The sequence below is a fragment of the Pseudomonas sp. FFUP_PS_473 genome (assembly GCF_002858665.1).
Taxonomy (GTDB): domain Bacteria; phylum Pseudomonadota; class Gammaproteobacteria; order Pseudomonadales; family Pseudomonadaceae; genus Aquipseudomonas; species Aquipseudomonas defluvii.
This window is the reverse complement of the sequence record NZ_PJQQ01000011.1, coordinates 70,733-84,973: the sequence shown is the minus strand read 5'-3', so window position 1 is coordinate 84,973 and position 14,241 is coordinate 70,733. Positions and strand designations below refer to the sequence as shown.

Annotated in this window: 14 protein-coding genes and 1 other RNA gene; 10 read left to right on the top strand and 5 right to left on the bottom strand. The window is 61.4% G+C overall.

The annotated features are described in order from the left end of the window. Positions 1–61: 61 nt before the first annotated feature. Positions 62–511, bottom strand: coding sequence for an EVE domain-containing protein (locus tag CYD26_RS09820; protein WP_102052492.1), 450 nt, complete (start codon positions 509–511; stop codon positions 62–64). A 185-nt stretch (positions 512–696) separates the two neighbouring features. Between CYD26_RS09820 and CYD26_RS25230 the strand changes: the two genes are divergently transcribed. Further along, positions 697–837, top strand: a complete 141-nt coding sequence (locus tag CYD26_RS25230; RefSeq protein ID WP_178081702.1) for a hypothetical protein — start codon at positions 697–699, stop codon at positions 835–837. A gap of 18 nt (positions 838–855) precedes the next feature. Here the strand turns inward: CYD26_RS25230 and CYD26_RS09815 are convergent, their stop codons facing one another. The 4 genes from CYD26_RS09815 to CYD26_RS09800 all read right to left on the bottom strand — a co-directional run bounded on the left by CYD26_RS09815 (position 856) and on the right by CYD26_RS09800 (position 2,265). Next, the gene (locus CYD26_RS09815; RefSeq protein WP_065760076.1) at positions 856–1,461 is read right to left on the bottom strand and encodes a 5-formyltetrahydrofolate cyclo-ligase; all 606 of its coding nucleotides are present in this window, start codon (positions 1,459–1,461) and stop codon (positions 856–858) included. Between the two features lie 81 nt (positions 1,462–1,542). Continuing rightward, positions 1,543–1,721, bottom strand: a non-coding RNA gene (ssrS, locus tag CYD26_RS09810) — 6S RNA. Positions 1,722–1,741: 20 nt separating this feature from the next. Continuing rightward, positions 1,742–2,059: a cell division protein ZapA gene (locus CYD26_RS09805; RefSeq protein ID WP_065760049.1), complete on the bottom strand. Its 318-nt coding sequence runs from the start codon at positions 2,057–2,059 to the stop codon at positions 1,742–1,744. Next, positions 2,056–2,265 (bottom strand): TIGR02449 family protein, encoded by a 210-nt coding sequence (locus tag CYD26_RS09800; RefSeq protein WP_065760050.1) that lies wholly within the window; start codon positions 2,263–2,265, stop codon positions 2,056–2,058. Before CYD26_RS09800 ends, CYD26_RS09805 begins: the two co-directional genes overlap by 4 nt. Positions 2,266–2,415: 150 nt before the next feature. Here CYD26_RS09800 and CYD26_RS09795 point away from each other — a divergent pair, with 150 nt between their 5' ends. The 9 genes from CYD26_RS09795 (at position 2,416) to gcvP (ending at position 14,222) form a co-directional block, all read left to right on the top strand. Beyond that, on the top strand, positions 2,416–2,970 hold the full coding sequence (locus CYD26_RS09795; RefSeq protein ID WP_102052491.1) for a YecA family protein: 555 nt from the start codon (positions 2,416–2,418) through the stop codon (positions 2,968–2,970). 24 nt (positions 2,971–2,994) lie between these two features. Next, the gene (pepP, locus tag CYD26_RS09790; protein ID WP_102052490.1) at positions 2,995–4,329 is read left to right on the top strand and encodes a Xaa-Pro aminopeptidase; all 1,335 of its coding nucleotides are present in this window, start codon (positions 2,995–2,997) and stop codon (positions 4,327–4,329) included. Beyond that, on the top strand, positions 4,326–5,519 hold the full coding sequence (gene ubiH, locus CYD26_RS09785; RefSeq protein WP_102052489.1) for a 2-octaprenyl-6-methoxyphenyl hydroxylase: 1,194 nt from the start codon (positions 4,326–4,328) through the stop codon (positions 5,517–5,519). Before pepP ends, ubiH begins: the two co-directional genes overlap by 4 nt. 77 nt (positions 5,520–5,596) lie before the next feature. Beyond that, positions 5,597–6,814 carry a 2-octaprenyl-3-methyl-6-methoxy-1,4-benzoquinol hydroxylase gene (locus CYD26_RS09780; RefSeq protein ID WP_178081705.1) on the top strand — a complete coding sequence of 406 codons (1,218 nt, stop codon included), beginning with the start codon at positions 5,597–5,599 and terminating at the stop codon, positions 6,812–6,814. Positions 6,815–6,917: 103 nt separating this feature from the next. After that, positions 6,918–7,919 (top strand): extracellular solute-binding protein, encoded by a 1,002-nt coding sequence (locus CYD26_RS09775; protein ID WP_102052487.1) that lies wholly within the window; start codon positions 6,918–6,920, stop codon positions 7,917–7,919. A gap of 109 nt (positions 7,920–8,028) precedes the next feature. Further along, a complete protein-coding gene (locus CYD26_RS09770) occupies positions 8,029–9,651 on the top strand; it encodes an iron ABC transporter permease (protein ID WP_065760056.1) in 1,623 nt (540 codons plus the stop codon). A gap of 103 nt (positions 9,652–9,754) precedes the next feature. Continuing rightward, positions 9,755–10,837: a glycine cleavage system aminomethyltransferase GcvT gene (gcvT, locus tag CYD26_RS09765; RefSeq protein ID WP_065760057.1), complete on the top strand. Its 1,083-nt coding sequence runs from the start codon at positions 9,755–9,757 to the stop codon at positions 10,835–10,837. Between the two features lie 45 nt (positions 10,838–10,882). Continuing rightward, the gene (gene gcvH, locus CYD26_RS09760; protein ID WP_102052486.1) at positions 10,883–11,266 is read left to right on the top strand and encodes a glycine cleavage system protein GcvH; all 384 of its coding nucleotides are present in this window, start codon (positions 10,883–10,885) and stop codon (positions 11,264–11,266) included. A gap of 82 nt (positions 11,267–11,348) precedes the next feature. Beyond that, on the top strand, positions 11,349–14,222 hold the full coding sequence (gene gcvP, locus CYD26_RS09755; protein ID WP_102052485.1) for an aminomethyl-transferring glycine dehydrogenase: 2,874 nt from the start codon (positions 11,349–11,351) through the stop codon (positions 14,220–14,222). Positions 14,223–14,241 lie beyond the last annotated feature (19 nt).

Here is a 14,241-nt window from a genome sequence, read left to right as displayed (position 1 = left end):
TGTGACGGTTCCCTGTTTAGCCGGGTTGATGTCCGTCAATTGAGTAGGAATCCTACCATGTTCAGCGCAAGGCGAGTACAGCGGCCCATTGTTCGGCAGTTACCGGCATGACCGAAAGGCGGCTGCCTTTCTGTACCAGTGGCAGCTCGGCGAGGGCTGTTTGTTGTTTCAGGTAACCCAGGCCAAGCACCTGTGTGAATGTCTCGACATGGATGACATTGATGGCGCTCCACGGGTTCTTCTCGGCAGTGGCCTTGGCGTCGAAGTAGTGGCTCTCGGGGTCGAGCGCGGTGGGGTCCGGGTAAGCGTCCGAGGTGATCCGGGCAATGCCGGCAATACCCGGCTCCGGGCAGCTGGAATGGTAGAAAAAGAACGCATCACCTACCGTCATCGAACGAATGAAATTGCGTGCCTGATAGTTACGCACGCCGTCCCAGCGGGTTTCGCCGAGCGTGGCCAGGTCTTGGATCGAGAGCTCGTCGGGCTCGGATTTCATCAGCCAATAGGCCATGGAAGGTGCTCCTGAAAAAATTGGAAACAACCTGTGGCGCGAAACCGACAGCCGGTTGACGTCAACGTTTGCGTGTCGCTTCAGGTTGTCGGAGAATGCGCGGGTTTTAAGCATGACGCTGCTGCACGGCCTACCTCGCTAACCGTTGCTGCCATCGTGATCAGTTTGCCTGAGGGGGGCAATCGATGAATCGCAAACCGGATATGATCTGGGTACTCGTTTTTCTGTTCGGTTTGGGTGTGGTCACTACCGGTTATGCGGAAAGCCTCTGGGAGCGCAACCTCGACACCAATTATGAAGTGTCGGTCATCCCGCAACAGCGTTGATCGGCTGCTTGCCTGCGCTTAGTTCGCCAGGTACCAGCCCTTGTCCGAAACAGTTCCTTGAAGCGGCACGTCCCAACTGGCTTGAGTCAGTCGCTCGACCTTCTGGCATTCATGCGCCAGCCCCAGTAGCAGTGGTTTTCTCCAGGTTTTGCGTCGGGCCAGGTAGCCCAGGCTTCGGTCGTAGAAACCACCGCCCATACCCAAGCGTCCCCCTGTTTCATCGAACCCTACAAGCGGCAGCAGGACCAGGTCCAGCGCCCATACGGGGCGTTGCCGTGCCTGACTGATTACGGGTTCAGGAATGCGGAAGCGGTTGGGGCGCAGCTTTTCGCCTGCCTCAATGCGTTGAAAGGCCATCTTGGTCTTCGGCCAGGCGTGCAGTACTGGCAGGTAGGTACGCTTGCCACGGCGCTGGGCCTCGCGCAGCAACAGGCGCGGGTCGATTTCGCTGTCGTTGGGCAGGTACAAGGCAATGTGCCTGGCACGACGGAACAATGGATGCTGTGCCAGTTGGCAATACAGGTTTTGCGCGGCCCGGCGTTGTTCGGCAGGCGTCAACGCGCGACGGGCATCTCGAAGCAGGCGGCGTAGCTGGGGGCGGGTGAGCAGCGCGGTGTCGGTCATGGCACGGGCGGTCTCTTGAGCAACTGCCAGGCGGGTGGCAGCGCGTGTGCGCATGCCAAGGCTGGCAGGCGCAGGATAATCAGGCTCCCCGACGAACCGCTGTCGGTGTAGCCCTTGAACCCGAAAGTTCAAGGTGGAGATTGCAGGGGGCGTTAAGGCTTTCCGTCAGGCGGACATGCGCACCGGCCCCAGCGTGCAACCCCCGTGGTTGTGCGTATCGGCTCAGGGACATGACCGACTGGCAAGCACTCCAGGGAGTGAGCGAGAGTATACCTGAAACTCAATTGGATGGTGTATCGGCATCGTTGGCCAACGCCTGATCGACGCGTTCCAGCAGGTCGCGCACCTGTTCGCGGGTGGCGCCGCCGACTTGAGGTGCCGGGCGTTCCTGCCGGTGCAGCAGGTCATGGGTAATGTTGAGGGCGGCCATGACCGCGATACGGTCGGCGCCAATAACCTTGCCGCTGCTGCGGATCTCGCGCATTTTGCCGTCCAGGTAGCGTGCAGCGCTGATCAGGTTGCTGCGTTCTTCCGGCGGACAGATGATCGAGTACTCTTTGTCGAGGATCTGAACGGTGACGCTATTGCTTGAACTCATGAGTCTTGCTCCAGGGCCTTGAGTCGCAAAATCATCGATTCGACCTTACGCCGGGCGATTTCATTTTTTTCGATGAGGTGGGCACGTTCCTCACGCCAGGATTTTTCCTGAGCTAATAAGAGTGCGTTTTGCCGTTTTAGTTGCTCGACCCGTTCAATCAACAGTTCGAGTCGGCCCATCAGCGCTTGCAGCTCGGTCTCTTGCATGAAATGCCACTCGATTGGGTGTGCCTGAGTTCCCGGCGATTATGCCCTGCCAGCCCCGAGTTGGCCGCGTCGATGGTCTTGGCGCGCCTGCCGGTGCTAGGATACAAGGTCTTCATTCTAGTCATTGCGCCGTCTGGCGCCTAGTTGCCCATGCCCAATACCAACTCGCCGTACACCGCATTCGCCGCCCTGCTGAGCAGCGGCGGTCATCCAGTTTCTCCTGCCGAACTGCACGGGCTGTTGCTCGGGCGTAGCTGCACAGGTGTCGGCTTCGATGCCGACAGCTGGTTGGCCGATGCCGCCCACCTGCTTGAGGCCGAGCCGGCCGACAATGTTCGCAATGCCCTGATTGGCTTGCAGGAAATGGTCAAGGCCGAACTCACAGGTGAAGACATCACCATCGTCTTGCTGCTGCCGGGCGATGACGCGCCGCTGACCGAGCGTGCCGTTGCGCTGGGCCAGTGGTGCCGGGGCTTCCTCGACGGTTTCGGCCTGAACTCAGGTGGCCTGACATTGAGCACTGAAGCCAAGGAAGTGCTGCAGGACCTGGCCGCCATTTCCCAGGTCCAGGATGCTCTGGAGGAATCCGAGGACGGCGAGAGCGACTACATGGAAGTCATGGAATACCTGCGCGTCGCGCCGTTGCTGCTTTACACGGAGCTGGCCAAGCCTGCTCCAGCCGCTGCGAAACCTTCCCTGCACTGATTTTTGCCTGGACGCCATCTGCCCATGACCCACATCCCCAAGTCGGAATACGCCCGCCGGCGAAAGGCGCTGATGGCGCAGATGGAGCCCAACAGCATCGCCATCCTGCCGGCGGCTGCGGTCGCCATACGCAACCGCGATGTCGAGCACGTGTATCGCCAGGACAGCGACTTCCAGTACCTGAGCGGCTTTCCCGAGCCCGAAGCGGTGATTGCGCTGATACCCGGGCGTGAGCACGGTGAATATGTGTTGTTTTGTCGTGAGCGCAATCCTGAGCGTGAGCTGTGGGATGGCTTGCGCGCCGGGCAGGAGGGCGCCATTCGCGATTTTGGCGCCGATGATGCCTTCCCGATCACCGATATCGACGAAATTCTGCCGGGGTTGATCGAGGGACGCGACCGCGTGTACTCGGCGATGGGCAGCAATGCCGAGTTCGACCGCCATTTGATGGAGTGGATCAACGTGATTCGCTCCAAGGCGCGCCTCGGTGCGCAGCCGCCCAACGAATTCGTTGCCCTGGATCATCTGCTGCATGACATGCGTCTGTATAAATCGGCAGCGGAAGTGAAGGTGATGCGCGAAGCCGCGGCCATTTCGGCGCGTGCTCATGTGCGGGCGATGCAAGCCTGCCGGGCCGGCTTGCACGAGTACAGCCTTGAAGCCGAGCTGGATTACGAGTTTCGCAAGGGCGGGGCGAAGATGCCGGCTTACGGCTCGATCGTTGCGGCTGGACGCAACAGCTGCATCCTGCATTACCAGGAAAACGATGCGCCGCTGAAGAATGGTGATCTGGTGCTGATCGACGCGGGTTGCGAGATTGACTGCTACGCCAGCGATATCACTCGGACGTTTCCGGTCAGTGGCACCTTTTCGTCGGAGCAGAAAGCAATCTACGAACTGGTACTCAAGGCGCAGATGGCGGCGTTCGAAGAGATTGCGCCGGGCAAGCACTGGAACCACGCGCACGAAGCGACCGTGCAGGTGATTACCGAAGGGCTGGTGGCGTTGGGCCTGCTCGCAGGCGAAGTGCCGGATCTGATCGAGTCCGAGGCTTACAAGGCCTTCTACATGCACCGTGCCGGGCACTGGCTGGGCATGGATGTACACGATGTCGGGGACTACAAGGTTGGCGGCCAGTGGCGGGTACTTGAGCCGGGCATGACCCTAACGGTCGAGCCGGGGATCTACATCTCGGCGGACAATATGCACGTGGCAAAAAAATGGCGTGGTATCGGCATACGCATCGAGGACGACGTAGTGGTAACCAAGCATGGGTGTGAAGTTCTGACGGCGGGTGTGCCGAAGACAGTCGCTGAAATCGAAGCCTTGATGGCTGCTGCGCGAAGCCAGGCCGCATGAACCGGTTCAATCTGGCAATTATTGGCGGCGGTCTGGTGGGGGCCAGCCTGGCCCTGGCGCTGCAGGCCGGTGCCAAGGCCCGGGGCTGGACGATCCTGCTGATCGAGCCGTTTGCACCCGGCGACAGCTATCAGCCCAGCTACGATGCGCGCTCGTCGGCGTTATCCTTCGGTACCCGACAGATCTATGAACGGCTGGGGCTGTGGCAGGCGATCAGTCGCCGTGCCGAGCCGATCCGGCAGATCCAGGTGTCTGATCGGGGGCGTTTCGGCGCGGCCCGTTTGAACGCAATGGAAGAGGGCGTACCGGCCCTCGGCTATGTGGTGGAAAACGCCTGGCTGGGGCAGTGCCTTTGGAAAGGGCTGGATCCTGAGGTGGTCAGTTGGCGCTGCCCGGCCGAAGTGACGGCCTTGCAGGCGCTGGAAGACGGTTATCGCCTGTCGCTCAACGACGACACGACCCTTGACTGCGACCTGGCGGTGCTGGCCGACGGTGGCCGTTCTGGCCTGCGCGAGCAGTTGGGCATTCATGTCACGACGCGGCCTTACAACCAGAGTGCGTTGATCGCCAACATTACGCCCAGTGAAGCGCACTGCGGGCAAGCGTTTGAGCGCTTCACCGACGAAGGACCTATGGCGCTGTTGCCGCTGCCGGAAAACCGCTGCGCGCTGGTCTGGACCCGCAAGGGGATGGACGCCAAGCGGTTGGCCGAGCTGGATGAGCGCAGCTTCCTCGACGAATTGCAGGGCGTGTTCGGCTACCGGTTGGGTGCCTTGTGTCAGGTGGGTGTTCGTCACCTGTATCCGTTGTCATTGGTCGAGGCGCAGGAACAGGTGCGTCCTCACCTGGTGGTGCTGGGCAATGCGGCGCACAGCCTGCACCCGATTGCCGGGCAGGGCTTCAACCTGTCGTTGCGTGACGTTCAGGCCTTGTCTGAAGCCTTGCTCGCCGGGCCACAAGCGCCCGGTGACCTTGCGACGTTGCAAGCCTACTGTGAGCGTCAACGCCTTGATCAGGCCTTGACCATCGGCTTTTCCGACCGTGTCACCCGACTGTTTGGCAACAACCAGCCGCTGGTGACGGCCGGGCGCAACCTGGGCCTGCTTGGGCTCGACCTGCTGCCACCGGCCAAGCGCTGGTTCGCCCGGCAAGCGATGGGCCTGGGCACCCGTTCGGACCTGCAGGGTTGAGCATGCGCAAGGGCTACATACCACTTTCCCTTTATCTGCGGCTCCGGCCGCAAGCAATACAGGCTTAAGGCATGGAAATGCGCGCGGATCTGTTGATTGTCGGTGCCGGTATGGTCGGCAGCGCCCTGGCGTTGGCGCTACAGCACAGTGGCCTGAATATTCTGCTGGTCGATGGCAGCCCGCTGTCGGTCAAACCCTTTGATGCCGAGGCCGCATTCGAGCCACGGGTCAGCGCCCTGTCGGTGGCTAGCCAGCGGATCCTTGAACGGCTCGGTGCCTGGGACGGTATCTGCGCCCGACGCGTCTGCCCATATGGGCAGATGGAGGTCTGGGACGGCAGCGGGACAGGTCGTATTCACTTTTCCGCAGCCAGCGTGCATGCCGAGGTGCTGGGGCATATCGTCGAGAACCGAGTGGTCCAGGATGCGCTGCTGGAGCGCCTGCATGACAGCGAGATCGGCCTGCTGGCCAATGCACGCCTGGAACAGATACGGCGTTCTGGAGAGGACTGGCTGCTGACCTTGGCCGATGGCCGTACGCTGCGTGCACCCTTGGTGATCGCAGCCGACGGGGCGAACTCGGCCGTGCGCCGCCTGACGGGATGCGAAACCCGTGAGTGGGATTACTTGCATCACGCCATCGTGACCAGTGTGCGCTGCAGCCAGGCTCATCAGGCCACGGCCTGGCAGCGCTTTACGGATGATGGCCCGCTGGCGTTTCTGCCGCTGCAGCGCGACGGCGAGCAGGGGTGGTGCTCGATTGTCTGGTCGACCACGCCGGAGCAGGCCGAGCGCCTGATGGGGTTGGCCGATGAGGCGTTCTGCGCCGAACTCGAGCGCGCCTTTGAAGGTCGTCTGGGCCAGGTGCTGAGTGCCGACCCGCGATTGTGTGTGCCGCTGCGCCAGCGCCATGCCAAGCGCTATGTGGCCGAGGGCCTGGCGCTGATTGGCGATGCTGCGCATACCATTCACCCGTTGGCCGGGCAGGGCGTCAACCTGGGCTTCCTCGATGCGGCGGTGCTCGCCGAGGAACTGTTAAACGCTCTGGACCGTGGCGAGCGGCTGGCCGATGTGCGGGTACTGAGTCGCTTCGAGCGGCGCCGGATGCCGCACAACCTGGCCTTGATGGCGGCAATGGAAGGCTTCGAGCGGCTGTTCCAGGCCGATCCGTTGCCGCTGCGCTGGCTGCGTAATACGGGCCTGAAGTGGGTCGAGCAATTGCCTGAGGCCAAGGCGCTGTTTGTGCGTCAGGCCCTCGGCTTGAGCGGTGATCTGCCCGAATTGGCGCGGCCCTGAGAGGCTTGCAACATCTGGTAACTGCTCTGTTGTGAGTTAGGTTGAGATGGCAAATGGGATTCACTACCATTTCTGCCTTTCTTGTCTTTCGAGGACCGCTTCCATGTTGTCACGCAAGCATTTACTGGCCGCCCTGGCATTGACCCTGTTCGGTAGCACCGCCCAGGCAGCGGATGAAGTGGTGGTGTACTCCTCGCGAATTGATGAGCTGATCAAGCCGGTATTTGATGCCTACACGGCCAAGACTGGTGTGAAGGTCAAGTTCATTACCGACAAGGAAGCACCGCTGATGCAGCGGATCAAGGCCGAGGGCGAGAATGCCACCGCCGACCTGCTGCTCACCGTCGATGCGGGCAACCTCTGGCAGGCCGAGCAAATGGGCATCCTGCAGCCGATCCAGTCGTCGGTGATCGATGCCAACATCCCGTCTCAATATCGTGCCTCGTCCCATGACTGGACAGGCCTGAGCCTGCGCGCACGAACCATTGTCTACTCCACCGAGCGGGTCAAGCCGGAAGAGCTGAGCACCTACGAGGCACTGGCCGACAAACAATGGGAAGGCCGCCTGTGCCTGCGTACCGCGAAGAAGGTCTACAACCAGTCGTTGACCGCCACCCTGATCGAGACCCATGGCGCCGAGAAAACCGAACAGATCATCAAGGGCTGGGTGAACAACCTGTCCACAGACGTCTTCTCTGACGATACGGCCTTGCTGCTGGCGATCAAGGCCGGTCAGTGCGATGTCGGTATCGTTAACACCTATTACTACGGTCGCTTGCACCAGCAGGACCCGCAACTGCCGGTCAAGCTGTTCTGGCCTAACCAGGCGGACCGCGGTGTTCACGTCAACCTCTCGGGTATCGGCCTGACCAAGTACGCGCCGCATCCAGAGGCAGCCAAGGCCCTGGTCGAGTGGATGACCGGTGCGGATGCACAGAAGATGTTCGCGAGTATCAACCAGGAGTTCCCGGCCAACCCGAAGGTTGCACCGTCCGAGGAAGTCGCCGCCTGGGGAACCTTCAAGGCTGACGCCCTCCCGGTGGAAGTCGCAGGCAAGCGTCAGGCTGAAGCGATTCGCTTGATGGACCGGGCTGGCTGGAACTAAGCCCCAGGCTTTATGCTTGTTCGACCCTTTGCGGCTTCATCGCCGGCAAGGCCAGCTCTGATGGGCAGGTGTTGCCGGCGACAGTCATTAAAACCTAGAGCATCGCCCTTTGGCCCACCCTGCCCAACGCCGCTGGTATCCCCTGGTTTTCGCCGTTGTCACCTTGGTGCTGTTGCCGATCAGTGTTCTGCTCCTGTCCTGGGAGACGATTGACCGGCAGATCTGGTCGCACCTGCTCGAAACCCAGATGTCCCGCCTGTTGGGCAATACCGCCACACTGGTCGCCGGTGTCGGCATGGGTGTCACCCTGTTGGGCGTCAGCCTGGCCTGGTTGACCAGCCTTTGTGAGTTTCCCGGGCGTCGCTGGCTCGATTGGGCCTTGATGCTGCCCTTCGCCATCCCGGCCTATGTACTGGCGTTCGTCTTTGTCGGCTTGCTGGATTTTTCCGGGCCGGTGCAAACCCTGCTGCGCGAGTGGTTCGGGCCGATGCGTCTGCCTCGGGTGCGCTCCACCGGTGGCGTGATCACGGTGCTGGTGCTGGTGTTCTACCCCTACGTTTACCTGCTGGCTCGCACTGCGTTCATTGCTCAAGGCAAGGGTTTGATGGAGGCCGCGCGGGTACTGGGGCATTCGCCGTTGCAGGCGTTCTGGCGGGTTGCCCTGCCCATGGCGCGTCCCGCGATTGGCGCGGGCGTGGCATTGGCACTCATGGAAACCCTGGCGGACTTCGGTGCGGTCTCGGTGTTCAACTTCGATACGTTCACCACGGCCATCTATAAAACCTGGTACGGCTTCTTCAGCCTTTCCAGTGCGGCACAACTGGCCAGTCTGTTATTGCTGGCGGTCATGCTGGTGCTGTACGGCGAGCGCCGGGCACGTGGTGCAACCCGCAGTGGCAGTGAGCGGCCACGGGGCAAGGCCTTGTATCACCTGCGCGGGGTCAAGGCGTTTGCAGCGACCGGTTGGTGCCTGCTGGTCTTTGCCTGTGCGTTCGTCATCCCGGTGCTGCAACTGCTGGTGTGGTTCTGGCAGCGTGGTCGTTTCGACCTCGACGAGCGCTATGCCGGGCTGATTGTGCACACCCTCTACCTGGGCGCCATGGCGGCGTTGATCACGGTCTGCGTGGCGCTGATGCTGGCATTTGCCCGACGGCAGGCGCCCACGCGCGGTATCCGGGCTGGCGTCAGCCTGGCTAACCTTGGTTACGCCTTGCCGGGATCGGTACTGGCTGTGTCGATCATGTTGGCGTTCAGTTACCTGGACAAGCAACTGGTCATCCCGCTGTCCAGCTGGCTGGGTGGCGCTGGCAAGCCGTTACTGCTGGGCAGCCTCAGTGCATTGATACTGGCGTACCTGGTGCGGTTCGTGGCCGTTGCCTACGGGCCTTTGGAAAGCAGCCTTGCGCGGGTTAGGCCTTCGCTGCCGGAAGCTTCGCGCAGCCTTGGGGTTGCGGGGCCGCGCCTGTTCTTCAAGGTCTACCTGCCGTTGTTGGTGCCTGGTGCGCTGAGCGCGGCGCTGTTGGTGTTTGTCGACGTACTCAAGGAAATGCCTGCTACCTTGCTACTGCGGCCCTTTGGCTGGGACACGCTAGCGGTGCGGGTCTTTGAAATGACAAGTGAGGGCGAGTGGGCACGTGCTTCGCTGCCTGCGCTAACCCTGGTGTTGGTCGGCCTGTTGCCGGTTATCGGGCTGATTCGACGGTCGGCTCGGCACCCCGGCCAAGCGCACTGAGGGTGTAAGCATCCAGCCTTGCAGCTACAATGCGCGGCATTCGCTACGTCGGTGGCTGCACTGCCGCCGGTCGTAGCCTCGCCACGCGCGGAAGGAGAAACCCATGGGACTGCGTACGCCTCTTTATGACCTGCATTTGGCGCTTGGCGCCAAGATGGTCGATTTTGGCGGTTGGGACATGCCCCTGCATTACGGCTCGCAAGTCGAGGAGCACCATCAGGTGCGTCGCGACTGCGGGGTTTTCGATGTATCTCACATGACCGTGATTGATATCGGCGGCGCTCAGGCAGCGGCGTGGCTGCAGTATGTGCTGGCCAACGATATCGAGCGCCTGAGTGCCACAGGCAAAGCCCTGTACAGCACCCTGCTCAATGAGCAAGGCGGGGTGATCGACGACATGATCGTCTACCGCTGTGATGACGGTTATCGTCTGGTGGTCAACGCTGCGACCCGCGACAAGGACCTGGCCTGGCTACAAGCGTGCCGGGTTGGTTTTGACGTGAGTATCCAGGAGCGCACGGATTTGGCGATCCTGGCGGTCCAGGGGCCTCATGCCCGCGAAAAGGTCGCAGATCTGGTGACTGCCGCACGTGCGGCATTGATTCGCGAACTCAAGCCGTTCGAGGGCCTGGTCGACGGTGACTGGTTTATCGCTCGTACCGGTTATACCGGCGAAGATGGTTTGGAAATCATGCTGCCAGCAGTTCAGGCGCCCGGGTTCTTCAACGACCTGGTCGGTGCCGGTATTGCCCCGAGTGGGCTGGGCGCACGCGATACCTTGCGTCTTGAGGCGGGTATGAACCTCTATGGCCAGGATATCGACGAAGCCCATTCTCCGCTGACCTCGAACCTCGCCTGGAGCATTGCCTGGGAGCCGGCGACGCGAGACTTCATCGGTCGTGCCGCGCTTGAGGCCGAGCGTGATGCCGGGCCGAAGCTTAAGCTGGTGGGCCTGGTGCTGGAGGAGCGCGGGGTGTTGCGGGCGCACCAGGTCGTGCGTATCAGTGAAATTGGCGAAGGAGAGATCACCAGTGGTAGTTTCTCCCCTACGCTGAGCAAATCGATTGCTCTGGCACGGGTGCCAATGGCGACTGCCGATCGCGCTGAAGTCGAGATCCGTGGTCGCTGGTACCCGGTGCGAGTGGTCAAGCCAACGTTCGTGCGGCATGGCAAGATTCTGATCTGAATTTTTTCTGGCGGGCCGACCGCTGACCTTATCGAGGACAACAATATGAGCGATATCCCTGCCGAACTGCGTTTTGCCGATAGCCATGAGTGGGCCCGTTTGGAGGCTGACGGTAGTGTCACGGTCGGCATCAGCGACCATGCACAGGAAGCCTTGGGCGATGTGGTATTCGTTGAGCTGACCGAAGTGGGCATGGTGTTTGCCGCTGGCGATACCGCCGGTGTGGTCGAGTCGGTCAAGGCCGCTTCGGACATCTACGCCCCGATCAGCGGCGAAGTCATCGCGGTCAACGAGGATCTGAGCGACAGCCCTGAGTCGCTGAACAGCGATCCGTATGGCGCCTGGATCTTCAAGCTGAAGCCCGCCAACCCGGCTGAACTGGACAATCTGCTCGACGCGGCAGGCTACAAAGCGCTTATCGGCGAATAGTTTTCCGACACAAGCGGCAATCTCTTCCTAGACTCAATATGCCTCGGCTGGTCGAGGCTTGGTCTAGGAAGAGAGAGCCGCTATGTCCCAGTCGCCGTCCCTGAGCCAACTGTACGACGCCAATCCTTTCCTGCGTCGCCACCTGGGGCCTGACCCCAGCGAGCAGCAGGCCATGCTCGAAGCCCTTGGCCTGGGCAGTCGTGTCGAGCTTATCGAACAGACCGTCCCACCCGGCATTCGCCTGAACCGCCCCCTCGACTTGCCGCCCGCCCTCGATGAAGAGGCCGCGCTGGCGAAGCTGCGTGGTTACGCCGAGCAAAACCAGATCTGGACCAGCCTTATCGGCATGGGCTACCACGGTACCCTCACGCCAACGGTGATCCTGCGTAACGTCCTGGAAAATCCCGGTTGGTACACGGCCTATACGCCGTATCAGCCCGAGATTGCTCAAGGGCGACTGGAAGCTTTGCTGAACTTTCAGCAGATGATCATTGACCTCAGTGGGCTGGACCTGGCGAACGCCTCGCTCCTTGATGAAGCCACGGCTGCCGCCGAAGCGATGGCCTTGGCTCGCCGCGTTGCCAGGTCGAAGAGCAACGTGTTTTTTGCCGATGAGCACTGCCATCCACAAACCCTCTCGGTATTGCAGACCCGCGCCGACGGTTTTGGTTTTGAACTGGTCATCGACGCTGTGGATAACCTCGCCAAATACGCTGTGTTCGGTGCCTTGTTGCAGTACCCCGACACCCATGGCGAGGTGCGCGACCTGAGGCCGTTTATCGAACAGCTGCATACGCAGCAGGCACTGGCGTGTGTCGCCGCCGACCTGCTGAGCCTGGTGCTGTTGGCGCCACCGGGCGAGCTGGGGGCCGACGTGGTGCTGGGTTCTACCCAGCGCTTTGGTGTGCCGATGGGCTATGGCGGGCCGCATGCGGCTTATTTCGCTTGTCGTGACGAGTTCAAGCGGGCGATGCCGGGGCGGATCATCGGCGTGTCCAAGGACGCCCGTGGCAACCTCGCGCTGCGCATGGCACTGCAGACCCGTGAGCAACATATTCGTCGGGAGAAGGCCAACTCGAACATCTGCACGGCACAAGTGCTGCTGGCCAATATCGCCGGATTCTATGCGGTCTACCATGGGCCGGAAGGCCTGAAACGGATTGCTCAGCGGGTACACCGATTGACCTTCATCCTGGCGGCCGGGCTGGAGAGCAAGGGTATCAAGCGGCTCAATGAGCATTTCTTCGACACCCTGACCCTGGAAGTGGGCGGCAGCCAGACTGCGATCATTCAGAGCGCCGAGGCGGCGCAGATCAACCTGCGGATTCTGGGGCGCGGCCAATTGGGTGTCAGCCTCGATGAAACGTGCAACGAAGCCACGGTGCTGCGCCTGTTCGATATCTTCCTGGGCGCCGACCACGGCCTGGACATCGCAACCCTCGATACCCATGCCCTGCCTGAGGGGATACCTGCAGCATTGGTGCGCCGCTCGGCCTTCCTGACGCACCCGGTATTCAATCTGCACCACAGCGAAACCGAGATGCTGCGCTACCTCAAGCAGTTGGAGAACAAGGATCTGGCGCTGAACCAGTCGATGATTCCACTGGGCTCTTGCACCATGAAGCTCAATGCCAGCAGCGAGATGATCCCCATTACCTGGCCAGGTTTTGCACAGCTGCATCCGTTCGCCCCCGCCGCGCAGGTGCAGGGCTACAAGGCCATGATCGACGAACTGGAGAGTTGGCTCTGCGCGATCACCGGTTTCGACGCGGTCTGCATGCAGCCCAACTCCGGTGCCCAAGGTGAATATGCCGGGTTGATGGCGATTGCCAAGTACCATCGCAGCCGCCAGCAGGGCCAGCGCGATATCTGCCTGATCCCCGCCTCAGCTCATGGGACCAACCCGGCGTCTGCACAAATGGCCGGTATGCAGGTGGTCATCGTTGACTGTGACAAGGACGGCAACGTCGACCTGACCGACCTCAAGGCGAAAGCCAAGGCGGCGGGTCAGCGCCTGTCCTGCCTGATGGCGACCTACCCCTCGACCCACGGTGTGTATGAAGAGGGGATTGTCGAAATCTGCGAGGTTATCCACAGCCATGGTGGTCAGGTGTACATGGACGGGGCCAATCTCAATGCTCAGGTCGGCCTGACCCGGCCGGCCGATATCGGTGCCGATGTGTCGCACATGAACCTGCACAAGACCTTCTGCATTCCCCATGGTGGCGGTGGCCCGGGTATGGGGCCGATTGGTGTTCGGGCCCACTTGGCGCCCTTTGTCGCCAGCCACCCGGTGGTGCCTGTACCGGGGCCTGATCCGAAGAACACGGCAATCAGCGCCGCGCCGTGGGGCAGCGCGAGTATCCTGCCGATCAGCTGGATGTACATCGCAATGATGGGGCCGCAATTGGCGGACGCCAGTGAGGTGGCGATCCTGTGCGCCAACTACCTGGCGCAGCAATTGGGCGGGGCGTTTCCGGTGCTCTATCGCGGTCGCAATGCGCGGGTGGCGCATGAGTGTATTCTCGATTTGCGGCCGTTGAAGGCTCTGACCGGCATTACCGAGGAGGATGTCGCCAAACGCCTGATGGATTACGGTTTCCATGCCCCGACTATGTCCTTTCCGGTGCCTGGCACGTTGATGGTAGAGCCTACGGAGAGTGAGTCAAAGGCGGAACTGGATCGGTTTATCGAAGCGATGCTGAGTATCCGCGCAGAAATTGCCGAAGTGCAGAACGGTAACTGGCCAGCAGAAGACAACCCACTTAAAGGCGCGCCGCATACCCTGGCAGACGTTGTCGGCGTATGGGAGCGGCCATACAGCATTGCGCAGGCTGTGACGCCCAGCACGCATGCCCGGCTGCACAAGTACTGGCCTGCGGTGAACCGGGTCGACAACGTGTATGGCGACCGCAACCTGTTCTGCGCGTGTGTACCGGTAGAGGACTACCGCTGAAGGTTGGTCGCGGTGTTTG